Origin of the sequence: Pseudoxanthomonas gei (assembly GCF_010119615.1) — a bacterium.
GTDB lineage: Bacteria > Pseudomonadota > Gammaproteobacteria > Xanthomonadales > Xanthomonadaceae > Pseudoxanthomonas_A > Pseudoxanthomonas_A gei.
Genome location: NZ_QOVG01000001.1, coordinates 500,558 through 524,874, shown reverse-complemented (window position 1 = coordinate 524,874; position 24,317 = coordinate 500,558). Strand labels below are relative to the sequence as shown.

The window sequence follows — 24,317 nt, the reverse complement described above, 5'->3', positions numbered from 1 at the left end:
AGGTCGTCATCCCGGCGAAGGCCGGGACCCAACTCTCGGGGAGAAGGTGACTGGAGCATCGGTGTGCCGACGCAGCGGGCGTGGCTGGTGCGCTTACGCTGACGGTTGGATCCCGGCCTCCGCCGGAATGACGGTTGGAATGGGCGTGGCGATGCCTGGCCTCTGCCGGACCAATCCGCCAGGCCTTTGTAGGAGCGACGCAAGTCGCGAAGCACGCAGCGCCGGATCGCCAACATCCTCCGGGCCCATGCGATACCGGCTTCGCGACTTGCGTCGCTCCTACAGCACCCGTTATCGCCACGGGTAACCACCGGGACCCGGAAGTGCGAGGAGATTGGGGTCGCAGCTGACGCAGCTCCGGCAAGGGCCCGGGCGCTAGAATCGCGCCATGGATAAGCTGCCCCCGTTCCAGACCCATCGTGTCGACAACCAGCCGCCCCCGTTCGAGCCGCGTGATCTCTGGGCCGACGACCAAGTGCTGCGCGCCGCGGTGGCGCGCGAGGGCGCGGCTTCGTTCTCCGGATCGCTTGCGGAATACGCGCGCCTGGCCGGCGACGAGCTGTATCGCATCGGCTTCGATGCCAATCGGGACAGACCGCGCCTGAAAACCCACGACCGCTTCGGCCAGCGCATCGACAGCGTGGAGTTCCACCCGGCTTACCACCGGCTGATGGACGCCGCCAAGGCGCACGGGGTCGCGGGTCTGTCCTGGCATGACCCCCGACCCGGTGCGCACGTCGCGCGGGCCGTGCTCAGTTACCTGCACCACCAGGTCGAAGCCGGCACCAGCTGTCCGCTGACCATGACCCACGCGGCGGTGCCGGTCCTGCGCCGCGAGCCTGCCTTGCAGGGGTGGGCGGACAAGGCGGCAGCACCCGCCTACGACGGACGCGACGTTCCGATTGCCGACAAGCCCGGCATCACCCTTGGCATGGGTATGACCGAAAAGCAGGGCGGCTCCGACGTGCGCGCCAACCAGACCATCGCCACGCCGATGGCCGGGGAGGGCGAATATTCCCTGGTCGGTCACAAGTGGTTCTTCTCCGCACCGATGTCCGATGGCTTCCTGGTGCTGGCGCAGGCGCCGGGCGGGCTGAGCTGCTTCCTGCTGCCGCGCAGGCGCGAGGACGGATCGAAGAACGCCTTCCAGCTCATGCGCCTGAAGGACAAGCTGGGCGACTGGTCGAATGCCTCGTCCGAGGTGGAATTCACCGGCGCATGGGCGCGGCGCATTGGCGAGGAAGGCCGTGGCGTCGCCACCATCATTGAAATGGTCATGTTCACCCGCCTGGATTGCATGCTCGGCGCGGCGGCGGAAATGCGCATGGCCCTGGCGCAGGCGATCCACCACGCCCGCCATCGCGTCACCTTCGGCAAGCCGCTGGTCGAACATCCGCTGATGCGCAATGTGCTGGGTGACCTGGCGCTGGAAGCGGAAGCGGCGCTGGCCTTCTCGCTGCGCGTGGCGCGTGCAGTGGATTCAGCGCCAAGCGATCCCGCCGAAGCCGCCTTCGCACGCATCGCCACCGCAATCGGCAAGTACTGGCTGTGCAAGCGTGCGCCGGCCTTCGTCAACGAGGCGCAGGAATGCCTGGGCGGGGCAGGTTATGTGGAGGAATCGATCCTGCCCCGGCTTTACCGGCAGGCGCCGCTCAATTCCATCTGGGAAGGCAGCGGCAACATCCAGTGCCTGGACGTATTGCGCGCGCTTTCGCGTGAACCCGAAACGGGGGCTGCACTGGTGGCCGAACTGGAATCGGTGCAGGGATGCGACGCCGGATTCGATGGGTTCGCCGCCAGCTTGCGCGACGAGCTGTCAGCGGGCCGGTTCGACGAATACGGCGCACGCCTGCTGGTCGAACGGCTGGCACTGGCGTTGCAGGCTGCGGTCCTGCTGCGCTCGAAGAGTGCGGCCGCCGGTCTGTTCGTGCATTCGCGGCTCCAGCGTGCGCACGGACTCGCATTCGGTACCTTGCCCGCGAACGATAGCGTCGATCAGCTGATCAGCCGCGCCTTGCCGTGAGTTGCGGGCTGTCCGCAGCTTGAAACGTCAAGGGATAAGTACGCAGGCTGGATAGGTGACAGGGCGGCTGCATTCACTGCAATGACCAAGCACAGTCAAGGCAAGAAGCACCCTGGTCCCTGGCGCTGGGCCGCACCGGAAATGCGCGGCTTTACCTGCCTTCAGCCAACGCGCGCGCGCCGGTGATGATCATCCGCACCATCTGGGACAGCTGATCGATCAGCTCGGCGTCCTTTTCCGGCGGCAGGTCCATCGCGGTGGCGCCGATGGCGAATACCAGCCGCGTGATGGCCTTGGATACCAGTGCGGGCTCATGCAGCCTGGCGCCCTCGGCGGCGGCAAGGCGGATCAGGTCGATGCGCAGCTCCTCCTCGAAATGCTCGAGTTCGCGCTCCACCGCGTGCTTGAAAGCATCCGATCCGACCGTGCCTTCGCGCAGCAGGATGTGCAACAGCTTGTCATCGGCGCGCAACTGGTCGAAGAAGGCCGACACCGAGCCCCGCACGATGCTCTTGTCCGACCCGATGCGCTGGCGCGCCCCGCCAATGGCCTTGCGCAGCGAGCGCCCGGCCAGGTCGATCAGGGCCACGGCCAGCTCGTCCATGTCGCGGAACTGCCGGTAGAAGCTGTTGGGAGCGATACCGGCCTCGCGCGCCACTTCGCGCAGGCTCAGGGTCGACACGCTGCGGTGCGGCCCGATCAGCTTCAGGGCCGCCGAGATCAGGTCCTCGCGTGAGATGGACGCCTTGCGTCCGGCGTGGACATCGCCGTCGGGGTGGAGTTCGGGGTGCAGGATCACGGCGATGGCGGGGCTCACGGGTGGGTCGGGCGCATCATATCGGGGTTGTTAATATACATGTGTATACACACGTGTATTTGCGCCTGTATAGTCAGCCTATGAACGCACTGGTCCGTACTCCTGCCGCTCCTCCACGCAATCGCCTCAAGCGCGTCCTGCAGCCACTGGTTTCGCCACAAGTCTTTGATTTCTGGGCTTCGCAGGTCAATCCCGCGTGGTCCTGGGAGCGCCCACTGGGCCGCATCGTGCGCCGGCATGCCGAAACCGCCGACTCCGTGACCCTGTGGATCAGGCCGAACCGGCACTGGAATGGCGCCCGGCCCGGGCAGCACCTCAACATAAGTGCGCAGATCGACGGCGTGCGGGTGACCCGCAGCTACAGCCTGACCAGCGCATACCCGGTGCAGGGCTGCGTGTCCATCACCATCAAGGGCATCGAGGGCGGACGGCTCAGCCAGTACCTGCACAAACGTGCGCGCGTAGGCGACGTTCTCGACCTGGGCCAGGCTTTTGGCGACATGATCCTGCCGGCAACGCCTGTTGGAAGTTGGCTGTTCCTGGCCGCCGGCAGTGGCATCACGCCGCTCATGGCCATGGTGCGAGCCATGGAACAGCAGGGCATGCCGGTGCCGCTGACGCTGGTCTACTGGGCGCGGACGCGCGGCGAATTCTGCTTCGCCGATGAGCTGCGCGCCCTCGCCGCCCGCCATGCGAACTTCAACGTCCGTTTTGCGCTGACCCGCGAAGACGGCATCGCTGACGACGAGACCACAGGCCGCATTTCCGAACTGCATCTGGATGAGTTGGTCGATAACCTGGAGTCCCGCCAGGTGTTCGCCTGTGGGCCGGGCGGTTTCGTCGACTCCGCAAGGTCGCTGCTGGAGTCGCGCACGCAGTCCTTCCAGGCGGAGGCTTTTACGCCGTTGCCGCAGGTGGTGCAGGAAGGCGGCGAGGTCCAGGTCACCCTGGCGGCCAGCGGCCGGACGCTGACCCTGCCGCGCGGTACCTCACTGCTGAAGGCACTGGAAGCCGAAGGCTTGCGCCCGCCCTCCGGCTGCCGCATGGGCATCTGCAACACCTGTGCCTGCGGCAAGTCCGCCGGCGCAACCCGCAACCTCAATACCGGCGAACTCGCCGGCGAACCCGTTTCCGCGCTCAAGCTCTGCATCAACAGTGCGGTCACCGACCTGGTACTGGACCTGTGAACACGATGACCCAAGCATTCCGCAGCCGCACTCTCACCGCCGCCGACCTCGATAGTTTCGCGGCCGAGCTGGATGGCGTCCGCGCCCGCACCGTGGCCAAGCTGGGCCAGAGCGACGCCGACTACATCCGCCGCATCGTGAAAGCCATACGCTACATGGAAATCGGCGGCCGCGTGCTGCTGTTCGCGGCACTGCCGCTGGCGTTCGCCGGAATGTTCTGGCCAACCTGGATCGTCGGCGTGCTGATGCTGGCGGTGTCCAAGATCCTGGAGAACATGGAGCTGGGGCACAACATCATCCACGGCCAGTACGACTGGATGAACGACCCGCACCTCAACGGCAAGACCTACGAGTGGGACATCGCCGGCACCAGCGACAACTGGCGCCACACCCACAATTTCCGCCACCACACCTATACCAATGTGCGCGGCATGGACGACGACATCGGCTACGGCTTGCTGCGCATCTTCCCCGAACAGCGTTGGAAGCCGTTCTACCTGCTGCAACCGGTCATCGCGGTGATCTTCGCGTTGTTGTTCGAGTGGGGCGTGGCCGTGCAGAACCTCAAGCTGGGTCGCTGGTGGGCGGGCAAGACCTCCAACGCCGACATGCGCAAGGCGCTGCGGCCGGCCGGCAAGAAGATGTTGCGGCAGGTAGTGAAGGACTACGTGGTGTTCCCGTTGCTGGCGGGCCCTTTCTTCCTGTCCGTGCTGCTGGGCAACGTGGTGGCCAACGTGCTGCGCAACATCTGGACCTACGTGATCATCTTCTGCGGCCACTTCACCGCCGATGCGGAAACCTTCCCCAAGGAATCGATCCGCAACGAGTCCCGCGGCCACTGGTACCTGCGCCAGTTGCGCGGCTCGTCCAACCTGTCCGGCGGCAAGCTGCTCAACGTGATGTCGGGCAACCTGAGCCACCAGATCGAGCACCATTTCTACCCCGACCTTCCGGCCAATCGTTACGCGGAGATGGCAGTGGAAGTGAAGCAGATCTGCGCGCGCTATGGCCAGCACTACAACACCGGCTCGCTGCCCAGGCAGTTCGGCCAGGTTATCTGGCGGATCCTCCGCCACGCGTGGCCGAGCCAGCCGCGCCGTGTGGCCGCGTCGCTGCAGACGCAATCCAGCTGACCTGCAACCTTGTAGAGCCGAGCCTGCTCGGCTGCTTTCAGGTCTGCGTCAAGTGCAGCCGAGCAAGCTCGGCTCTACCGAGGTAAGCCAGGCAATCTTCAATCGATGAACTGCAGGCGCGCCAGTTCGGCATACAGGCCGTCCTGGGCGATGAGTTCGGCATGGGTGCCCTGCGCAACGATGCGGCCGCGGTCCATGACCACGATGCGATCGGCCTTGAGCACGGTCGCCAGCCGGTGCGCAATCACCAGGGTCGTGCGCCCTTGCATGAGTCGTTCCAGCGCGTTCTGCACGGCGCGCTCGCTTTGCGCGTCCAGCGCGCTGGTGGCTTCGTCCAGCAGCAGGATCGGTGCGTCCTTCAACAGCGCGCGGGCAATGGCGATGCGTTGCTGCTGACCGCCCGACAGTCGCGCGCCGCGTTCGCCCAGCTCGCTGGCGAAACCCAGCGGCAGTTCGCGGATGAACTCGTCGGCTTCCGCGGATTCGGCGGCCGCCTGCAGCTGCGCTTCGGTGGCGTCCAGTTTTCCATAACGGATGTTTTCAGCGGCGCTGGCGGCAAAGATGGTGGGCTGCTGCGGCACCAGCGCGATATGTTCGCGCAGGTCTGCGGGGTCGAGCTCGCGCAGGTCGACGCCATCGATGCGCACGCTTCCGGATTGCGCGTCATGGAAACGCAGCAGTATCGAGAACACGGTGCTCTTGCCCGCGCCAGAAGGGCCTACAAGCGCCACGGTTTCGCCCGGCCGCACTTCCAGGTCGAAGCCATCCAGCGCCGGCAGGTCGGGGCGCGAGGGATAGTGGAAGACCACGTTGTCGAAGCGGATGTTGCCCTGCAATGGCGTGGGCAGCGGCCGCGGCTGCGCCGGCGGCAGGATGTCGGAGGTTTCCTGCAGCAGTTCGGTAATACGTCCCATGCCGCCGGCGGAACGTTGCAGGTCGTTCCAGACCTCGGCCAGTGCGCCTACCGAGCCACCCGCGATCAGCGCATAGACGACGAACTGGGCCAGCGAGCCCTTGGTCATGTCGCCGGCAATCACGTCATGGGCGCCGGTCCACAGCATCAGCACGATGGCGCCGAATATCAGGGTAATGGCGGCGGCAGTCACGCCAGCCTGCGCGCGGATGCGCTTGCGCGCGGTTTCCACGGCCACGTCGACGGCGCTGCCGAAGCGGTCGCGCTCGTAAGGCTCGCGCGCATGCGCCTGTACCGTGCGCACAGCGCCCAGGGTTTCGCTGGCAAGCGTGTTGGCATCGGCAACGCGATCCTGGCTGGCCCGCGAAGCCTTCCCCAGTCTCCGGCTGCCCAGCACGATGGGGAGCACCGCGACCGGAATGCCGAGCAGGGCGAATGAGGCCAGTCCCGGGCTGGTGACGAACAGCATTACCAACCCGCCGATCACCGTGATGGTGCTGCGCAAGGCCACCGACATGCTGGTGCTGACCACATTGCGCAGCAGTTCGCTGTCGGCCGACAGTCGCGAGACCAGTTCGCCACTGCGCGTGCGGTCGTGGAAGCCGGCGCCCAAGCCTATGAGGTGCCCGTAGAGTTTGCGGCGCAGGTCGGCGACGACGCGTTCGCCCAGCAGCGAAACGAAATAGAAGCGCGCGGCGCTGGCCAGGGCCAGCACCACGGCCACACCGAACAGTGAAAGGAAGACCCGGTCGACATTGCTGCCGCTGCTGAAGCCCTGGTCGATGATCTGCCTGACCGCGATCGGCAGGCTGAGCGTTGCCGCCGAAGCGACCGCCAGCGCCAGCAGCCAGGCGATGAACAGGCCGCTGTGGCTGCGCACGAACGGCCACAGCGCCCGCAGGCTGCCCAGCCGGGGCTTTGCCTTGGTTGCTGGCGACTCCGGGTCGATTGCCGCTGGGGGAAGGGAAGGGCCAACGGCAGGAGAGGTCATTCGGAGTCCGGTTCAATGAAGCGCACACGGTTACGGGTGGCGTCGCGCAGGTGGTTTTTCAAGGCGGCCATGCGCTGTGCTGGCAGCTGCAACTGCAAGGTGACGCCGGAAGCATCGAAGTCTTCGCCCACCTTCACGGCAGCGTGGAGCGCAAGCGCCGCATGCACGTTGCCCAGGTCTTCGAACGGGCATGCCAGCCACAATACCTGCATGACGACCAGCGGGCGGCGTTGAGCGGTACGCAGGCATTCCGCCGCTGCGCCGCCGTAGGCACGCACCAACCCTCCCGCGCCAAGCTTGATGCCTCCATACCAGCGCGTGACCACCAAGACGACCTGGTCGTAGCCCTGACCGTCGATGGCGGCGAGGATGGGCCGCCCGGCAGTGCCCGAAGGTTCGCCATCGTCGCTCGACCGGTATTCGGTGCCGACCCGGTAGGCCCAGCAGTTGTGGGTCGCGTCCGGGTCGGACACCCGCGCAATGAAGGACAGCGCGTCTGCGGGTGAATCCGCCGACTGTGCCTGGGCGAGGAAGCGACTGTGCCTGACCTCGATGAGCTGGGCGGCTGGGGTCGCCAAGGTGTCGCTCATTTGTCCAGCAGGGGTTCCAGGTCTTCCGGCACGGGCTCTTCGGGATGGTCCCTGACGAACAGCAACAGGCTCTGCCTGGCTGCGCCGGCATCGCCCAGGCCATAGCGCGTGCGCACGCGTTCCAGCCAATCATCGACCGCCAGCTGCGCATCTTCGGAGACCGGCACCTGCAGGTCGGTGCGCTTGAGACGCGAGCCGCTGACTTCCACCCGGTCCAGCTCACGGCTCTGTTCCATGTCACGAGCGGCAGCGGCCCTGGCCTCCTCGCGTGGCGCGGCCTGCTTGGCCGCAGCGGCATTGGAGCTGCGCGTGGCCCCTTGCACCGCCGCCGCTTGTTGACGCGCGAATGCATCGGCCTGCGCATCGGCAACGAAAGCGGGGACCGGCTCCGCTGCCGCAGCAGGGGCCATCGGCGCCGCAGGTGCCGGCGGGGGTGGCGCTGGGGGCGAGATGCCTGCGCTGTATCGGCCCGGTGACCCGCCAGCCGGCGATGCCGGCGGTGCGCTGGTCTGCGTGGTCGGCCGAGGCTGCCTGCCGCGCGCGGGCGCCGGCATGGGCTGTGGTTTGGGGTTCGGCGCGGCCGGGGGCGGAACCACCTCGGCAGAAGCGGTTGCGACGCTTGCTGCACTGTCGGCAACGACCGCTTCGTTCGCGGCTGGCGTTGGCTGCGCGCGATCCATTCCAGAATCGGACGCCGCCGCTGCGGAGGTTTCGCCCGCCGGATAAGCCGCCGGTGCTTCGGACAGGGTGACGGACTGCTGCACCGGGCGCAGCTGCCAGGCGATGCCTACCGCGAACACCACGGACGCTGCCAGGCCCATGGCCACCGGCCAGCGCGGTTTCGGCTTGCGTGCCGCGTGCCTGGTCACGGCAGCGTGCGCAGCGCCGAGGATGCGCGAATCCAGGGCGGCCGAAGGCTCTCCATGCGGACCCTGCCGGTTGAGCAGCACTGCCAGTTCGCGTTCTTCGGGGGTCAGCGCGTTGTCGGGGATGGTCTTCATTCGTTCAATCTCGCGCGAAGCTTGTCCATCGCGTAACGCAACCGCGACTTGACTGTTTCCCGGCCCACGCCGGTGATTTCGCCGATTTCCTCCAGGCTCAGTTCCTGTTCCAGCCGCAATTGCAGCACTTCACGCTGGTCGTCCGGCAGTTCGGCCATCGCCAGTTGCAGGCGCCGACGCTGTTCAAAGTCGGACAGGTTGCGCTCAGGCGTATCCGGATCGGGCACCCGTGCGGCGCGTTCGTCTCCGTCGGCCGGGGCCGGCGGCCTGTGCTTGAGTGCACGCCAATGGTCGGTCAGGCGATTGTGGGCGATCCTGAACAGCCAGGTCGTGAACGCCGCCTCGGGCTTCCAGCCTTCCCGTGCGGAGATGACGCGCTGCCAGATGTCCTGGAAGAATTCGTCGGCCAGCGCCGGGTCGCGCAATTGCCTCAGAAGGAAACGATACAGGCGGGTGCGATGGCGTGAATACAGCTGTTCGAAGGCCGCCGTGTCGCCGGCCGCATAGGCCAGCATCAGGGTTTCGTCGGCAGGTTCTGAGAAGTCGTTCACCGCAACAAGCGTAAAGCCTGCGCCACAATACGCATAGCGCGGCCGGCCCGGGTGGCTGGCCGCAGCAGTGGTGCTAATTCGTAATGACAGGGAAGTGGACAAGTGGCCGGGACCGTGGCGCTGTGCATGGAACCTGATAACGTCCACCGGGCGGGAAGGGGTTCCCGTTGCGGTGGCACCCCGGTGCCTCGCCTTCATCACTCAATCCTGGGGAATCCGTGCGCCTGCCTGAAACTGAAGCTGCGGAAGCCGCCCGTCCGGACCCCGATCCGGCCCTGGAGCCCGTCTTGCGGGCCGAACAATCGTCGCCGACCGACCGCATCGTGACCACCCTCTGTGGGCTGCTGCCCCAGGGCGCCCATGTAGCCGTCAGCTGGCGTGACTGGGCACTGGGCAGCGGCGCGGCGATGACCCCGGGGGCAAGCCCGGGCCTGCGCCGGTGCGCCGAAACGGCACTGTCCGATCCGGATGGGGAATCCGCCGAAGGAACCCTGCTGGTTGATGCCTGGGAGAACAGCGACGGCAATGCGCGTATCGCCGTGGCCGCCTCCCTGCCGGTGGCGATGGGCAGGGCCGAATCCGCGTCGTGGCTGGCGCTGGCGCGCACCCTGGTGGCAACGACCCTGGACGCGTCGCGCGCGCATGCGCGCATCGTCTCGCTGGAGAAATCCAAGCGCCTGCAACAAGCCCTTTACGAGATCGCCGACCTGGCCAGCGCGGACCTGGAGATGCCGGAGATGCTCCGGCGCCTGCACACCGTGGTCGGCTCGCTGATGTCCGCCGACAACTGCTACATCGTGCTTTACGACGACCAGCGCCGCAGCGTGCGATTCCTGCATTTCGTCGACCAGAAGGACACCTACGTCGCCGAGCCTGACCGTGAATTCACCGAGGAGGAAATGCCCAACAGCATGACTTTCGCGCTGTTGCGGCATGGCCAGGCGGTCCGCGGGCCCTCCACGCTGGTCCGGCAGAAGCTGGGAGTGATCCCGGACCTCTCCCATGGACCCGACAGCCTTGACTGGATGGGCGTGCCGATGCGGCGCGAGGACCGCATCTGCGGCGCCATCGTCGTGCAGAGCTACGACACGCCCGGAAGCTACGCAGACGAGGATCGCGCGCTGCTGGGCTACGTGGCCCAGCACATCCTGACCGCGCTGGACCGCAAGCACGCCCATGACGACCTGGAGCGGCGCATCGAGGAGCGCACCCGCGAATTGCAGCGTGCCAACCGCGAGTTGCAGGGCGAGATCCTTGAGCGCAAGCGCGCCGAGAAGCTGCAGCGTGCGCTGTTCCGCATCGCCGAGCTGGCCATCACCTCGGAAAGCCTGGAGCGCTTCTATGGCGACGTGCACGCGGTCGTGGACGAGCTGATCTACGCGCGCAACTTCTACATCGCGCTGCTTTCCGACGACGGCGAGACGCTCGACTTCCCGTATTCGATCGACGAACGCGACCCGATCCGGCTTTCGCGCAAGCTGACCGACGGGCTTACCGAGCATGTGATCTCTAGCCGGCATCCGCTGCTGGCCGACCGCGCAAAGCTCGACGAACTCGGAATGCAGGGCAAGGTGCATGAATACGGGCCGCATGCCTACAGCTGGCTTGGAGTCCCGCTGTACCGTGACGAAGAAGTGGTGGGCGTGCTGGCGGTGCAGAGCTATTCGCCCGAGGTCAGCTTCAGCCCGCACGACCAGAACCTGCTGACCTTCGTGGCCCACAACATCGGCAACGGCCTGGCCCGCCAGCGTGCGCAACAGAATCTCCGCGCCGCGCATGCCGAGCTGGAGCGGCGCGTCGATGCGCGCACCCACGAACTTGCCGAAGCCAATACCAAGCTGCTCGCCCAGATCGGCGAGCGCCTGCGCGCCGAACAGCGGCTGATCCACCAGGCTACCCACGACGGCCTGACCGGCCTGCCCAATCGGCCGCACCTGCTGGATCGGTTGTCGGCGGCGATCGAGCGCGCACGGCATGGCGACGGCCAGGAATTCGCGGTGCTGTTCCTCGACCTGGACCGTTTCAAGCTGGTCAACGACAGCATCGGCCATGCCGCGGGCGACGAATTGCTGGTGGAAGTCTCGCGCCGGATCACTTCCACCGTGCGCAACCACGACGTGGTGTCGCGCCTCGGGGGCGACGAGTTCGCGATCCTGATCGAGTGCGCAGACGGCCTGGACAGCGCGCGCGATCTTTCCCAGCGCATCCTGGCGGTCCTTGGCCGGCCGATGTGGGTGGCCGGCCGCGAACTGTTTCCGTCCGCCAGCCTCGGCATCGCAGCGTGGCACCCGCGCTATCGCAATGGCGAGGAACTGCTGCGCGACGCCGACGCGGCGATGTACCGCGCCAAGGCCCAGGGCCGCGATCGCTATGCGGTCTTCGACGAAGCCATGCGCGAGGAGGCGATGCAAAGCCTGGACCTGGAGGCAGACCTGCGCCGGGCCATCAACAACCGGGATTTCCTGCCGTTCTACCAGCCGATCTGCCGGCTGGAGGATGGCGCGATCATCGGCCACGAAGCGCTGCTGCGCTGGCAGCACGAGCGCCGCGGCCTGCTGTTGCCTGCGGAATTCATCAGCCTGGGCGAAGACAGCGGCCTGATCGAGCAGGTGGACTGGCTGCTGTACGAGCAGGTGGTCGGACAGCTTGCACGCGGGGGCGAGGGCTACATCTCGGTCAATGTGTCGCCGCGCCATTTCCGCTCGCCTGATTTCGCCGACCGGCTGCTGGCCATGTTCGACGCGGTCGGCGCCGATCCTTCGCGCATGCGCGTGGAAATCACCGAAGTGGCGCTGCTGGACGACGCCCCGCGCACGCTGCGCACGCTGCGCACTTTGAGGCAACACGGCATCCTGGCCCAACTCGACGACTTCGGCACCGGTTTCTCGGCCTTGTCCTACCTGCACCGCTTCCCGATCTCGGTGTTGAAGATCGACCGCAGTTTCATCGCCGGGATCGGTGGCGAGGGCAGGCCGGAAAGCCTGGCCCTGGTACGCGCGATCCTGGCGCTGGCCGGCACCCTGGGCATCGACACGATTGCCGAGGGCGTGGAAACCAGGGATCAGCGAGAGGCGCTGATCGGCCTGGGCTGCACGCATGGACAGGGGTACCTGCTGGGCCGCCCCGCCGCGGAACTTGGCAATCTGCCGGATCCGGACTGAAGGCAGGGCCGCACTTGCGAAAGTGCGGCCCTGCCATTGCCTACTCTCCGGCGATGGCCGGCTTGCGATCACCGGCGCCGGCCAACTGGCGCGCCTGGGCAACCAGTTCGACCAGTTCGCGACGCAGGCCGAAACGGTCGTCCCCTTGGGCGCCCCGCGCGGCACTGCCTACGTCATTCCAGTTCCATGCCTCCACATGGGTGCCACCACGCAGCAGGTCCGCGTAGGCCGCCACCGCGCTGGCGAAGCGGAACGACTGGCTGGGCCGGGTCGCCAGCGAGGAGGCCAGGACCGGTGTTTCGATCAGCCGGCTGGCCGCGGCCCCGGGCAGCTTGTATCGCATGCGCAGATGGGCCAGTTCGCCGCCGATGCCTGCCGGGGTCTTGTCCTTGCCATAACGCAGCGCAGGCAGGCGGTCAGCGCCTGATCCTGCCGGGGTGACCTCGTACAGCGCAGTCACCTCGTGGCCCGCGCCGATGTCCCCCGCGTCGACCCGGTCATTGGCGAAATCCTCGCGCGCCAGCAAACGATTTTCGTAGCCGATCAGGCGATATTCCGAGACCAGCGCGGGATTGAACTCGATCTGGATCTTCACGTCGCGCGCGATGGTCATCAACGTGCTCTGCATCTCATCGACCAGCACCTTGCGCGCCTCCTGCGGCGTATCGATGTAGGAATGATTGCCGTCGCCGACGTCGGCCAGGCGCTCGGCCATGGCGTCGTTGTAGTTGCCCTGGCCGAAGCCCAGCGTGGTCAGCGCGATACCCGACTTGCGCTGGTCGCCGACCAGCGTCTCCAGCGCCTCCTGGCTGACGGTGCCCACGTTGAAATCGCCGTCGGTGGCCAGGATCACGCGGTTGACGCCGCCCGCCAGGTACGATTTTTTCGCCATCGCATAGGCGAGCTGGATGCCGTCGCCGCCATTGGTGCTGCCCCCCGCCTGCAGGCGGTCCAGGGCCGCCAGGATCTCGTCGTGGCGATCCCCTGCGGTGGGCGGGAGTACCAGGCCGGCGGAACCGGCATAGACCACGATCGAAACGCGATCCTGCGCGCGCAATTGCGGCACCAGCATCGAGAAGGCCTGTTTCAGCAGCGGCAGCTTGTCCGGCGAATCCATCGATCCGGAAGTGTCGAGCAGGAACACCAGGTTGGATGCCGGCAGGGTCGCCTTGGGCACCTCGTAGCCCTTGATGCCGATCATCAGCAACTGGCGTCGTGTGTTCCATGGCGCCGCCGCCAGCTCGGTGGTGACGCGGAACGGCACGTTGCGGCTGGTGGGCGCCGGATGTCCGTAATTGAAGTAGTTGATGAATTCCTCGGCGCGCACCGAGTCGGCCGGTGGACGCACGCCTTGCCGCAACATGCGCCGGACGTTGCTGTAACTGCCGGTGTCCACGTCGATCGAGAAGGTGGAGACGGGTTGCTCGCTGGTGCGATGCACGGGGTTGTCGGTGCGATCGGCGTACTTCTCGGTATTGGCGGGTTCGGGCCGCGCCTGTGCGGGCGCGATGCGCGTGTAAGCCGCATAACCATCGGTTGCGTAGTTGCCGGAAACTGCGAGCGGGGCGGGAGGGGGTGCCGATGGTGCGTAGGCAGCGCTGGACTTGGCTGCGGCACCGGCTCGTTCCTGCTGTTGCAGGGTCGCGCGCCTGATGCTGCTGCCGGTGACCTCCACGCGGTCCAGGGCGACTGCCTCCTGGGTGCCATCATCTGCCGCAGGCGCCTCGCGGGCACTTTGCGGACTTGATTTGCAGGCAGCAAGCGTGACGATGGCGACCAGGCTGGCGGTGAACAAGGTGGTGCGGTGCAGGCGGCATTGCATGGCGGATCTCCCGTGGTGGACAGGGAGTTCAACGCCGCAGGTCCGGAAGTGGGGTTAAGCCATCTCGCGGGACATGCACGGAAAACACCCACGACCGCGTCGTGGGCGTTTTCATCTTAGAGCCGAGCTTGCCCGGCTGCGCTTGCCTGTTTGCGTGATTCGGCAGGAACAGGCCTTGCCTCGCTCTGGATCAGAACCTGAAGTCGAGCCGTGCGTAGTAATAACCGCCATTGATCCCGAACGGCAAAGTCTCCCAGCCATAGATGAAGCCGAGCGACGGGAACGGATTGACGTCGGGATTGTCCGCGCCCACTTTCCATTTGTCCGGATAGGTGTCCAGCAGGTTGTTGGCGCCTATCGAGAAGCGCAGCTTGTCGGTGATGTCCACGGCGACGGCCGCATCGAACAAGGTTTGCCCATCCCAGGTCTGTTTGGGCGCAAAGCCGGAGCCCGATACCGAACCGTAGTAGTTGGCGCGCAAGGTCCAGTCCCAGTTGCCGATCTGGTACACGCCCTGCAACACATGGTGTGCCCCGGGCTGGCCTTCCTCGATCAAGGTCACCTGGCTGTCGTCGAACAGCGTGGCCGGCGGCAGGATCGCCGACTGCGAACGACGGTCGGTGACCTCGGTCTTGTTCCAGTGCAGCAGGGCGGTCAGGTCCAGCGTGCCGCCCGCGGCCTCGGTGCTGTATTCGCCGACGATGTCGATGCCGGTGGTGCGGGTATCGATGGCGTTGGTGAAGAATTGCGCCTGGGCCACGTCGAACGGGCTGAGGATGGCGCGGATAGGACAGTTGCTGTTGCTGGCGTCGCAGGGCAAGCCATCGCCGCCCAGGGTTTCGGGCCGGATATTGCTGGAGAAGATGATGCGGTCGTCGATGTCGATGCGGAATACATCCACCGTCAGGCTGAAGTTCTCGCTGGGCCGGAACACCAGCCCCAGGGTCGCGCTGGTCGATTCCTCTTCCTTCAGGGCCTCGATCCCGAACGCGCGGGTGACGTCGCTGTCCTGCCGCGCGGTCAGCGTATCGGCCAGGTTGCCGGTGGCCGGGTCGATGTTGGTCGAGCGCTGGCTGTAGAACAGTTGCTGCACGCCCGGAGCGCGGAAGCCCGTCGACACGGTGCCACGCAGGGCGAACTTGTCGCTGAAGTCGAAGCGCGCCGACAGCTTGCCCGTGGTGGTGTTGCCGAAGTCGGAATAATCCTCGAAACGCACCGCCGCACCGAGCAGGAAGCGCTCGCTCAGGCGCGATTCGGCATCGAAGTACACCGCGTAGTTGTGGCGTCCTTCATCCACGGCCTCGTTCGGCGAAAACCCCGGAAAGCCCTGGATGCCGGGCGCGGCGAAGCCGCCGTTCTGGTCGAAGATCGGAATGGAAGGATCGTTGGTGCGTCCGTAGGTGTACGACACCGGCGCCCCAGCCTTGATCGCGTAGTTGTCGCGTCGGTATTCGAAGCCGGTCGCCAGGCTCAGCGGTTCCTTGCCGATGCCCCAGTCGACGCTGCCGCGGAAATCCAGGTTGAAGGTGGTCTGGTCGAATTCCAGCGTGCCGGTATCCGCCGAAGTGGGCGATTCGCCGTAGATGCCGCCACCCGGCGCCGGCTCGTACCACCAGCTGACGTTGACCGAATTGCGTTCGTGGAAGCCGAACTTGCTGCGCCCGTGATTCACCGACACATCCCAGTCCCACTTGTCGCCGAGCGGCGCGCGGTAACCGACCGCCAGCGACCCGTCTTCCACGGTGGTGATGATGTTGGGCAGGAAACCGTCGGGGTACAGGTCCGGCACCGTGCGGCCGTCGCCTGCGCTGCGGAAGAAGCCCGAGGAATCTCCCTCGCGCCGGGAGATGCCGCCGAACCAGTACAGCTCGCCCGCTCCGACCGGCAGGCCGCCGTTGAGCCATACGTACGCGTCCTGGGCGTCCGCATCGCCGATCCGTTGCGTCACCCGCGGCGGATCCACGCGCAGCAGGTCGGGACCGGCCCGATTGGTTTCCCCGCGGTCGCGGTATTCCACGCTCAGGTTGAGGAAACCTTCGTCGCCCAGCGCGAACCCGGTATTTACGCCGCCATGCAGCACGGTACCGTCGCCTTCGTAGGTCTGTCCCGCTTCGAACGACACCCGCGTTTCATCGGTCTGGCGTCGCAGCACGATGTTGATGACGCCGGCGATTGCATCCGAGCCATATTGGGCTGCGGCCCCATCGCGCAGCACTTCGATGCGTTCGATCGCCGAGACCGGGATCGCGTTGATGTCGGTGCCGGCCGAGCCGCGCGCGATGGTCTGCTGCACGTTGACCAGGGCCTGCTGGTGCCTGCGCTTGCCATTGACCAGCACCAGCACCTGGTCCGGACCCAGTGAGCGCAAGGTGGCGGGACGCAGGATGTCGGTACCGTCGCTGATGGTGGTGCGCGAGAAATTGAAGCTGGGCTCGAGCATCTGCAGGATCTGCCCGATCTCCTGCGCGCCAGTGCGCTCGAGCTGCTCCCGGTTGATCACATCGACCGGCGCCGCGGTTTCGGCGGCGGTGCGGCCGCGGGCACGTGAACCCAGTACCTGGATCCTGTCCAGGTCGGTCGCTTCACGACCTGGAGGCGTAGCCTGCTGTGCGACGGCTGGCATGGCCAGCAGGACACCGAGGCCCAAGAGCCCAAGGCGAGGGCTGGTGCTGGAGTGGAAGCGTGGCTTGCGGAATGCGTGCGAATATTTGGACATGGTTCCTCCCAGTGGAATGGTCAGTCGATATCGAAACGCCCCCTGTAGCGCCCGGTTGGCATGGTGGACATGGCAACTCGCGGCGACTAATAACATTTTTTTGACAGGAAATAACGGGATTTCCGGCCGTAAAGCCGGTGATCAGTGTGTATGCGTGATTACATTCGGTGATGGCGGTTATGCGGCCCGATAGGCAAGCCGCATCCACGCATGGTCACGGCTCACTCAGGTGTCGGCGTCTTCGACGCGAACCTTCAACGCGCCATCGTGCAGGCGTGCGATGAGCCGATCACCGGCTGCGGTTTCATGCACGCTACGCACGACACCCCCGGCCTCGTGCTGCAGGATCGAATAACCGCGCGCAATGGTCGCCAGTGGGCTGACCGCTTCCAGAGATCGCGCCAGCCCGCGCAGTTGCAATGCCTCGCGTTGCAGGGTGCGCGCGGTGGCTGCCTGGGCACGCTGCGCCAGTGCAAGCAGGTGTGCCTGCAGGAAGGCCACGCGTCGTCGTGGTTGATTGGCCCGCAGCACGGCGGCGGCATGGCGCAACGAGGCGTGGCGGCGTTCCAGTTGTTCGCGCCATGTCGATTGCAGCCGGCGCTGGGCTTCCAGCTGGCGGCGCTGCAGCAGTTGCAGGCGGGCCTGCGGACGCAAGGCCTGCAGGCGCAGGACGGCGCGGTCGGCCCGCTGCATGGACTGGCGCAGCGACTGCGCTTGCAGCGATGCCATGCGTCGGTGCAGTCCCTGCAGCCGCGTGAGCAGGTCGCTGCGGTGGGGCACCAGCAGTTCGGCGGCGACCGACGGCGTGGGCGCACGCAGGTCGGCGGCGAAGTCGGCGAGGCTGAAGTCGGTTTCATGGCCGACGGCCGATACGACCGGCACCGGTGAGGCGGCGATCGCGCGCGCCAGCTGTTCATCGTTGAACGCCCACAGGTCTTCCAGCGAACCGCCGCCGCGCGTCAGCAGGATCGCGTCATAGCGGCCCGAGGCTCCCGCGCGCTTGAGCATCGTGGTGATCTGGCCGGCCGCGGCTTCGCCTTGCACCTGGACCGGCAGGACATCGACTTCCAGCAGGGGAAAGCGCCTAGCCAGCACGCTCAGCACGTCGCGCACCGCTGCGCCGCTGGGGGAAGTGATCACCGCCAGTCGTTGCACATGGACGGGCAGGGGACGCTTGCGTACCTCGTCGAACAGACCCTCGGCCGCCAGCCTGGCCTTGAGCTCGTCGAAGGCGCGGCGCAGGGCGCCTTCGCCGGCTTCCTCAAGGTGGTCCATCACCAGCTGGTAGTCGCCCCGCGCCTCGTACAGGGTCAGGCGGCCGCGGCCGAGCACGCGCAGGCCCTCGCGCGGGACGAACTTCAGCCACGTGCTCTTGGGCTTGAACATCGCGCACTTGATCTGCGCGCGCGCGTCCTTGAGGGTGAAATACAGGTGCCCGGATGCGGGCCGGGTGACATTGCCCAGTTCAGCCTCGACCCATACCAGCGGGAAGGCGCTTTCCAGCAGGTCGCGCGCCAGCGTGTTGAGCTGGCTGGGGGTGAGGATGTCGCGTGCCGGGTCCTGGTTCATGGGCGCTACCCTAACCGAAGCGCCGGATTTTTCGCAGCAGAAGCCCGTCGGCGGGGCTTCATTGTCGGGAGTCAGCGGTTGTGGGAGGTGCTTCCTCCCACAAAATAGCTGAAGCCCGTCTTCTTCCCGCATCCGCACGGGCCGGCCGGCGTGGCAGGGGCTAAAATGGCCGCCATGAACAACCTGCTTGCCCCTTGCAAACTTCCCATCCCCTCGGGCCCGTCGCCGCGACGGATCAATCGCACTGTCCAGGTGGGCGCGGTGACCCTGGGCGGCGGCCACCCGGTGGTGGTGCAGTCCATGACCAACACCGATACTGCCGACATCGCCGGCACCGTCAAGCAGGTGGCGGACCTGTGGCGGGCCGGGTCGGAAATGGTCCGGGTCACGGTCAATAATCCCGAGTCGGCCGCCGCCGTGCCGCACATCGTCGAGAAGCTGCGGATGATGGGCATCGAAGTGCCGGTGATCGGGGACTTCCACTACAACGGCCACACCCTGCTGACCAACGAACCGGCCTGTGCCGAGGCGCTGGGCAAGTACCGCATCAATCCGGGCAACGTCGGCTTCGGGCGCAAGAAGGACACCCAGTTCGCCCAGCTGATCGAATTCGCGCTCAAGTACGACAAGCCGGTGCGCATCGGCGTGAACTGGGGTTCGCTGGACCAGTCGCTGGCCGCCCAGCTGATGGACGAGAACGCCCTGCGTGCCGAACCCTGGGAAGCCAGCCTGGTGCTGCGCGAAGCGCTGATCCGCTCGGCGCTGGATTCGGCCGAACGCGCGGTGGAAATAGGCCTGCCGCGCGAGCGCATCGTGTTGAGCTGCAAGGTCAGTGGCGTGCAGGAACTGATCGCCGTGTACCGCGACCTGGCCCAGCGCTCGGACTTCGCCCTGCACCTGGGCCTCACCGAAGCGGGCATCGGCAGCAAGGGCATCGTGGCCTCTTCGGCCGCATTGGCCGTGCTGCTTCAGGAAGGCATCGGCGACACCATCCGCATTTCGCTGACGCCCGAACCGGGCCAGTCACGTACCCAGGAAGTCATCGTCGCCCAGGAACTGCTGCAGACCACCGGCCTGCGTGCGTTCACGCCCATGGTCACCGCCTGCCCGGGTTGCGGCCGCACGACCTCGGAGTTCTTCCAGGAACTGGCCGGCGTGGTCCAGAACCACGTGCGCGCCAAGATGCCCGAATGGAAGGTCAGCCACCCCGGCGCCGAGAACATGACCCTGGCGGTCATGGGCTGCGTGGTCAACGGCCCAGGCGAATCGCGTCACGCCAATATCGGCATCTCGCTGCCCGGTACCGGCGAGGCGCCGACCGCGCCGGTGTTCATCGATGGAGAGAAAGCGTTGACCCTGCGCGGCGAGAACATCGCCCAGGAGTTCGTTGCCCTGATCGATGGCTATGTCGAAAAGCGTTATGCACGAACCGCGGGTTGAGGCCGCGCCGGCTGGCGCGCAATCGGGTGTCCGTGCCATCGCCGGACTGCTGCGGCGCAATGGCCGCCGCATCGCGCTGTTGTTCGCCGGCATGCTGCTGCCGCTGTGGATCTTCGCCGAGCTGGCCGACGAGGTGCATGAGCTGGAGCAGTTCGTGTTCGACGACCCGATCCTGCTGCGCGCCCACGCCTTCGCGGGGCCCGGGCTGGACCACTTCTTCCTGCTTGTTTCCAGGATCGGTTACGAGGGCGTGGCCGTCATCGACCTTCTGATCGTCGTGTCGGTGCTGGCCATGCGGCGCTGGCGCGAGGCGACGTTCGCCGCCGTCGCCTTCGTGGGCTCGGCCCTGCTCAACCTGGGCGCCAAGCAGTTCTTCCAGCGCCACCGGCCTACGCTGTGGGAATCCATTTCACCCGAAGGCACTTTCAGTTTCCCCAGCGGCCATGCGATGGGTTCGATGACCCTGGCGGCCACGGTGGTGTTGCTGGCCTGGCCTACGCGCGCCCGGTGGCCGATGATCGCGCTGATGGTCGCCTTCACCTGGCTGGTGGGTTATTCGCGCATCTACCTGGGCGTGCATTTTCCCTCGGACATCCTGGCCGGCTGGATGGCGGGCGCGGCCTGGGTGGTGGCTGCCTACCTGGCCTTGTTCCATCGCGTCCTGCATCCCTGGCAGGAGCGCGGCGGCCAACCGCCTCAGCGATAGGCGGCGACACGCGCCTGCTGCAGGCGCTGGCGCAGGTACTGGTCGCGGCTCAATCCACCCGGAATGGCGGCCAGTCCCATGACCTCGGCCACGATGGCCCGTTCACGCGCCTTGTAATCCTGGAAACGCGGATCGTTGGCGTGCTGCGCGGTGTAGGCCTGCATGCGCTGGTCGGCATGGCGACGGTAGCGCTCCATCAGGTCGGCAAGTTGCTGGGCCTGCAGTGCCGGGTCGTCAACGCTGGCCTTGATCAAGCCGCTGCGCAGCAACAGCGATTCACCCGCGGACAGGCCGCCGTTGCTTTCGTAATGGTCGATGCTGGCCGACAGGTCACGCGCCTGTTCGGAGCGCTGCACCGCGCCCAGCCCGGGCGCATCACGCATGAAGCGGCGGGCACGCGCTTCGAACGCCTGGCGTTCCTGCCACGCCCGTGCCTGCGGCGAAGCCTGCAAGGCGTCGGCGCCGGCCGGTTCGGATCCCTGCACCGCTCGGGGCGTCGGGCCAGGCCCTGCCGGCGCCGTTGTACCAACGCCCTGGGCGCCCACCCAAGCCCAGAGTCCCAGCAAGGCAAGGAGCACGGTGGCGGCGATGGCGGGTGCCGGTTTCATATCTGGATGGCATCACGGCAGCACGCGTGCCGCCGTGATGCGCGCAACCTCATGCCAGCAACTGGTCCACCAGCCAGTACAGCAGGTTGAACGGCTTGGCCCGGTCGGCCTGGTCGCTCTGCTCGCTGGCGTCCAGCACCTTGCCCTGGCCATCCAGCACGCTGTCGATGAAGTTCTTCAGTTGCAGGTTCTGCGCCTGGATGTCGGCATTCTTGAAATCGACGATCGTGGTGCAGTGGCTCTCGTTGAGGGCACGGTATTGCGGGAAATAGCCACCGAAGTTGTCCAACCCGTTGAGGCGTTGCGACAGCCGGCCGGTATCGATGTCCCAGCGCGCATGGATCTGCTGTTCCTTGGCGGCCTGGGTCGGGGCGTTGTAGATCTCGGGGTAGAAGCGCTCGTACGAGTATCCGGAATAGTTCAGGTCCTTCCAGAAGTGGGTGTGGCCCAGGCGGTCGTTGGGAAACTTCGCCGACAGCGCGGTGTACAGCGAGCCCAGCTCGCCCAGGTCGAACTGCGGCATGCCGCTGGCCAGGTAGGGGAGCGGGCCGCTGGCCGCGTCCAGGCCCCAGACACCGCGGATCTTGGCCATCAGCGGTTGCGAGGGATAGGTCTGCGGGTTGCCGTTGGCCGGAGTGGGGAAGATCGGGCCGGAGTCGTCGATCAGGTAGCCGCGGGTGGGTGCCAGGTCGCGACGCGTCGGGTAGTAGTTGGTCAGGCTGCCGGCGCCGCCGGCGCTGCAGCCGGTGGACAGCATCTGCGTCGGCCGTGGCAGGTTGTCCTTCAGCCAGGCGATCACCGCCCGCGTGTTGCGCACGCCATTGTGATGCCAGACCAAGGGCGCGGCCCCGCCACTGGGATCGTTGTACACCGCGACCTTGTCGCCGCTGTAGATGTCGCCGGTGCAATAAGGCACGTAGACCATGTTCCATTGCTGCGTCTTCACCGCGTCGAACGGGCTGACCCGGGTGACGAAGGGGCTGACCAGGCTGGAGCCGGGATTGAGCAGGCTCATGTAATCGTCGGGGATGCCGTTCGGGTTGCGCGCGCCGCGCACGCCGGTCTGGCCGGTGCAACTGGCGTAATCCCAGCAGGCGCCGCCGCCTTCCATGTAGAGGATGGTATTGCGCGTGTTGGCAGTGCGATTGACGAAGAACTTGTAGGGCGAACCATCGCCGCATACCGCGCCGGTTTCCGGCGCCAGCTGCACGGTCTGCCATTCGCTGTAGGCGCCGGGCCTGAAGCCGTCGGCGAAACCGGAGGGATTGGTGCGCAGCGGGTAATTGCCCTGGCGCTGCGCCGCGGTGACCTTGTTGTCGGCCTTGGGCGGCGACACCAGGTTTACCAGGGTCTGCCAGACGCTGTAGTCGCCTTCCTCCGCTTTCAATGGCAATGCGGTGAGCAGGGTGACGGCACTTGCTGCAAGTACGACGGTGACACGTCCTGGTGCTGCCATGTTCGGATCCTCCGAGATGAGCTGTGGAATGCCAGTTGGGCTACGGGTGGTGAGCCGGAATCAGCGGGGGCGGCTCCATACAGCACGGCTGGATTAGCACCGGCCGGACACCTTGGCCATTGCGGCAGGCCCGGAACCCAGTGTTTGGCTGTTTTTGCCCGCCATTTGGCCGCAATCTCCCCCGCGCAGGGGCGTAGGGGACCCGTGTACTTCCTGCGACGCAGCATTCAAATGCGGCGAGGGAACCCTGCCGACTGGGCGCCCGTCAGCGCGCCATTCCCCGTTGAGGAGGTTGGGCCCCGGTCAACGCATTACCCGCACGAAGGCCGCCCACGGGGGCGTTGGATGGCGATTGGCGACGATGCCGGCCCACTGTCCGTGGGCAATGGCCCGACCGGCGCGGGTGCCGGTGAGCGCCAGTCGTGCGGCTGGCGCTTACGAATGTCCTGTCAGCGCATGACCACGGTAGTGGCCTTGTTGGCGACGATGTAGGGCTTGAGGTCCTCGATCTGGCTGACCTTGCCGATCGCGCGCTGGGCGAACTTCAACCCGGTGATGCGTACATGGCAGTTCTGGAACGGACGTTCCTTGTCCTTGCCCTTGGAGCAGTACACCACGCGGCCGTCGCGATCCCAGCCCAGTACCAGGCGCTCCTGGTTGTTGCTGGTGCGGTAGATCCAGCCTTTCTGGATATCGGATTCGGACATGGCCATGGCGGCGCTCCTGGTAGGGGTGTGATGGGTCGCTGGCGGCTATTCGCCGGGCTTGGCCGCGGCGGTGGGCGACTGGCTGGCGGCACGGCGTGCCAGCACGGCTTCGCGATGGGCGATGTAGGCATTGGAGGCAAGGATGATGCCCGCGCCGAGTACCGTCCAGCGATCCAGTGATTCGCCAAACAGCGCCCAGCCGAACAGCGCCACCAGCGGCAATTGCATGAAGCTGATCGGGGTCAGGGCGGAGACTTCGCCCAGGCGCAGCGCGCGTGTCCACAGCAGCTGCCCCAGGGTGCCGGCCACGCCCGTCGCGGCCAGCCACAGCCAGGCGATTCCTGCCGGCCAGACCCAGACGAACAGGGCCGGGACCAGCGACAGCGGCACCCAGAAGACATAGGTGTAGAACACCACCGTGTCGGCGCTGTCGGTGCGGGTGAGCTGCTTGATCTGGATGGCGACGACCGCGCTGAGCACCGCGGCCAATACCGCGACCAAGGTGCCGGGGGTGAAATCGCTCGAACCCGGGCGCACGATCACCATCACGCCGATGAAGCCCAGGATCACGGCCGCCCAGCGCCGCATGCGCACTTTCTCGCCCAGCCACAGCACCGCGGCGATGGTCACGAACAGGGGCGTTGAATAGGAAAGCGATACGGCCTGGGTCAGCGGCAGGTGGCCGACCGCCCAGAACCCGCACAGCATCGAACCCAGGCCGATGCTGCTACGCAGGAAATAACGCGGCAACTGGGTCGTGCGCGGCAGTCCTTGCCCGGACCTGACGAGCAGCGGCAGCAACGCCAGCAGGCCGAAGGCATTGCGGAAGAACGCCACTTCCGGGGTCGGCACGTGGGCGGTGGCCAGGCGGATCGCCACGGCCATCATGCCGAAGGCCAGGGTGCTGCCCAGCATCAGCAGCGCGG

Annotated in this window: 18 protein-coding genes; 6 read left to right on the top strand and 12 right to left on the bottom strand. The window is 66.5% G+C overall.

Annotation, left to right across the window (positions count from 1 at the left end; all coding sequences use genetic code 11):
- Positions 1-388 precede the first annotated feature (388 nt).
- Entirely contained in the window at positions 389-2,023 is a 1,635-nt protein-coding gene (locus DT603_RS02325; RefSeq protein ID WP_162348219.1) for an acyl-CoA dehydrogenase family protein, read from the top strand.
- A 151-nt stretch (positions 2,024-2,174) separates the two neighbouring features.
- Here DT603_RS02325 and fabR read toward each other — a convergent pair whose 3' ends face one another.
- Positions 2,175-2,816, bottom strand: coding sequence for an HTH-type transcriptional repressor FabR (fabR, locus tag DT603_RS02320; protein WP_162348359.1), 642 nt, complete (start codon positions 2,814-2,816; stop codon positions 2,175-2,177).
- Between the two features lie 104 nt (positions 2,817-2,920).
- Between fabR and DT603_RS02315 the strand changes: the two genes are divergently transcribed.
- Complete coding sequence (locus DT603_RS02315; protein ID WP_162348218.1) at positions 2,921-4,027, top strand: ferredoxin reductase; 1,107 nt, start codon at positions 2,921-2,923, stop codon at positions 4,025-4,027.
- Positions 4,028-4,032: 5 nt separating this feature from the next.
- The gene (locus tag DT603_RS02310) at positions 4,033-5,160 is read left to right on the top strand and encodes a fatty acid desaturase family protein (RefSeq protein ID WP_162348217.1); all 1,128 of its coding nucleotides are present in this window, start codon (positions 4,033-4,035) and stop codon (positions 5,158-5,160) included.
- 98 nt (positions 5,161-5,258) lie between these two features.
- Here DT603_RS02310 and DT603_RS02305 read toward each other — a convergent pair whose 3' ends face one another.
- From DT603_RS02305 to DT603_RS02290, 4 genes are read right to left on the bottom strand one after another with little or no spacing between them, the layout of a single operon-like run.
- Entirely contained in the window at positions 5,259-7,064 is a 1,806-nt protein-coding gene (locus tag DT603_RS02305) for an ABC transporter transmembrane domain-containing protein (RefSeq protein WP_162348216.1), read from the bottom strand.
- Positions 7,061-7,654, bottom strand: a complete 594-nt coding sequence (locus DT603_RS02300) for an IMPACT family protein (protein WP_162348215.1) — start codon at positions 7,652-7,654, stop codon at positions 7,061-7,063. Before DT603_RS02300 ends, DT603_RS02305 begins: the two co-directional genes overlap by 4 nt.
- Entirely contained in the window at positions 7,651-8,655 is a 1,005-nt protein-coding gene (locus DT603_RS02295) for a hypothetical protein (protein ID WP_162348214.1), read from the bottom strand. The genes DT603_RS02300 and DT603_RS02295 overlap by 4 nt, the downstream gene beginning before the upstream one ends.
- Complete coding sequence (locus DT603_RS02290; protein ID WP_246191543.1) at positions 8,652-9,170, bottom strand: RNA polymerase sigma factor; 519 nt, start codon at positions 9,168-9,170, stop codon at positions 8,652-8,654. Before DT603_RS02290 ends, DT603_RS02295 begins: the two co-directional genes overlap by 4 nt.
- A gap of 443 nt (positions 9,171-9,613) precedes the next feature.
- Between DT603_RS02290 and DT603_RS02285 the strand changes: the two genes are divergently transcribed.
- Complete coding sequence (locus DT603_RS02285) at positions 9,614-12,367, top strand: bifunctional diguanylate cyclase/phosphodiesterase (protein WP_162348358.1); 2,754 nt, start codon at positions 9,614-9,616, stop codon at positions 12,365-12,367.
- A 40-nt stretch (positions 12,368-12,407) separates the two neighbouring features.
- On the opposite strand, the gene DT603_RS02280 is transcribed toward DT603_RS02285, so the two are convergent.
- The 3 genes from DT603_RS02280 to xseA form a co-directional block, all read right to left on the bottom strand.
- Positions 12,408-14,189 (bottom strand): vWA domain-containing protein, encoded by a 1,782-nt coding sequence (locus tag DT603_RS02280; protein ID WP_162348212.1) that lies wholly within the window; start codon positions 14,187-14,189, stop codon positions 12,408-12,410.
- A gap of 190 nt (positions 14,190-14,379) precedes the next feature.
- Entirely contained in the window at positions 14,380-16,812 is a 2,433-nt protein-coding gene (locus DT603_RS02275; RefSeq protein ID WP_162348211.1) for a TonB-dependent receptor plug domain-containing protein, read from the bottom strand.
- A gap of 318 nt (positions 16,813-17,130) precedes the next feature.
- Complete coding sequence (gene xseA / locus DT603_RS02270) at positions 17,131-18,474, bottom strand: exodeoxyribonuclease VII large subunit (RefSeq protein WP_162348210.1); 1,344 nt, start codon at positions 18,472-18,474, stop codon at positions 17,131-17,133.
- A 174-nt stretch (positions 18,475-18,648) separates the two neighbouring features.
- Between xseA and ispG the strand changes: the two genes are divergently transcribed.
- Together ispG and DT603_RS02260 are read left to right on the top strand one after the other, a co-directional pair.
- On the top strand, positions 18,649-19,914 hold the full coding sequence (ispG, locus tag DT603_RS02265) for a flavodoxin-dependent (E)-4-hydroxy-3-methylbut-2-enyl-diphosphate synthase (protein WP_162348209.1): 1,266 nt from the start codon (positions 18,649-18,651) through the stop codon (positions 19,912-19,914).
- Positions 19,895-20,620: a phosphatase PAP2 family protein gene (locus tag DT603_RS02260; protein ID WP_425500916.1), complete on the top strand. Its 726-nt coding sequence runs from the start codon at positions 19,895-19,897 to the stop codon at positions 20,618-20,620. The genes ispG and DT603_RS02260 overlap by 20 nt, the downstream gene beginning before the upstream one ends.
- Here DT603_RS02260 and DT603_RS02255 read toward each other — a convergent pair.
- The 4 genes from DT603_RS02255 to DT603_RS02240 all read right to left on the bottom strand — a co-directional run bounded on the left by DT603_RS02255 (position 20,611) and on the right by DT603_RS02240 (position 24,306).
- Positions 20,611-21,228 (bottom strand): hypothetical protein, encoded by a 618-nt coding sequence (locus tag DT603_RS02255; protein ID WP_162348207.1) that lies wholly within the window; start codon positions 21,226-21,228, stop codon positions 20,611-20,613. The two genes, DT603_RS02260 and DT603_RS02255, sit on opposite strands and share 10 nt — an antisense overlap.
- 49 nt (positions 21,229-21,277) lie before the next feature.
- Positions 21,278-22,684 (bottom strand): pectin acetylesterase-family hydrolase, encoded by a 1,407-nt coding sequence (locus DT603_RS02250; protein ID WP_162348206.1) that lies wholly within the window; start codon positions 22,682-22,684, stop codon positions 21,278-21,280.
- Between the two features lie 449 nt (positions 22,685-23,133).
- On the bottom strand, positions 23,134-23,397 hold the full coding sequence (locus tag DT603_RS02245) for a hypothetical protein (protein ID WP_162348205.1): 264 nt from the start codon (positions 23,395-23,397) through the stop codon (positions 23,134-23,136).
- 39 nt (positions 23,398-23,436) lie between these two features.
- On the bottom strand, positions 23,437-24,306 hold the full coding sequence (locus DT603_RS02240) for a DMT family transporter (protein WP_162348357.1): 870 nt from the start codon (positions 24,304-24,306) through the stop codon (positions 23,437-23,439).
- Positions 24,307-24,317: the final 11 nt, after the last annotated feature.

Coding starts and splice junctions, on each gene's coding strand:
- DT603_RS02325 (WP_162348219.1), top strand. CDS start 389: ATGGATAAGCTGCCCCCGTTCCAGACCCATCGTGTCGACAACCAGCCG.
- DT603_RS02315 (WP_162348218.1), top strand. CDS start 2,921: ATGAACGCACTGGTCCGTACTCCTGCCGCTCCTCCACGCAATCGCCTC.
- DT603_RS02310 (WP_162348217.1), top strand. CDS start 4,033: ATGACCCAAGCATTCCGCAGCCGCACTCTCACCGCCGCCGACCTCGAT.
- DT603_RS02305 (WP_162348216.1), bottom strand. CDS start 7,064: ATGACCTCTCCTGCCGTTGGCCCTTCCCTTCCCCCAGCGGCAATCGAC.
- DT603_RS02300 (WP_162348215.1), bottom strand. CDS start 7,654: ATGAGCGACACCTTGGCGACCCCAGCCGCCCAGCTCATCGAGGTCAGG.
- DT603_RS02295 (WP_162348214.1), bottom strand. CDS start 8,655: ATGAAGACCATCCCCGACAACGCGCTGACCCCCGAAGAACGCGAACTG.
- DT603_RS02290 (WP_246191543.1), bottom strand. CDS start 9,170: ATGCTGGCCTATGCGGCCGGCGACACGGCGGCCTTCGAACAGCTGTAT.
- DT603_RS02285 (WP_162348358.1), top strand. CDS start 9,614: ATGACCCCGGGGGCAAGCCCGGGCCTGCGCCGGTGCGCCGAAACGGCA.
- DT603_RS02280 (WP_162348212.1), bottom strand. CDS start 14,189: ATGCAATGCCGCCTGCACCGCACCACCTTGTTCACCGCCAGCCTGGTC.
- DT603_RS02275 (WP_162348211.1), bottom strand. CDS start 16,812: ATGCCAGCCGTCGCACAGCAGGCTACGCCTCCAGGTCGTGAAGCGACC.
- xseA (WP_162348210.1), bottom strand. CDS start 18,474: ATGAACCAGGACCCGGCACGCGACATCCTCACCCCCAGCCAGCTCAAC.
- ispG (WP_162348209.1), top strand. CDS start 18,649: ATGAACAACCTGCTTGCCCCTTGCAAACTTCCCATCCCCTCGGGCCCG.
- DT603_RS02260 (WP_425500916.1), top strand. CDS start 19,895: ATGCACGAACCGCGGGTTGAGGCCGCGCCGGCTGGCGCGCAATCGGGT.
- DT603_RS02255 (WP_162348207.1), bottom strand. CDS start 21,228: ATGAAACCGGCACCCGCCATCGCCGCCACCGTGCTCCTTGCCTTGCTG.
- DT603_RS02250 (WP_162348206.1), bottom strand. CDS start 22,684: ATGGCAGCACCAGGACGTGTCACCGTCGTACTTGCAGCAAGTGCCGTC.
- DT603_RS02245 (WP_162348205.1), bottom strand. CDS start 23,397: ATGGCCATGTCCGAATCCGATATCCAGAAAGGCTGGATCTACCGCACC.
- DT603_RS02240 (WP_162348357.1), bottom strand. CDS start 24,306: ATGCTGGGCAGCACCCTGGCCTTCGGCATGATGGCCGTGGCGATCCGC.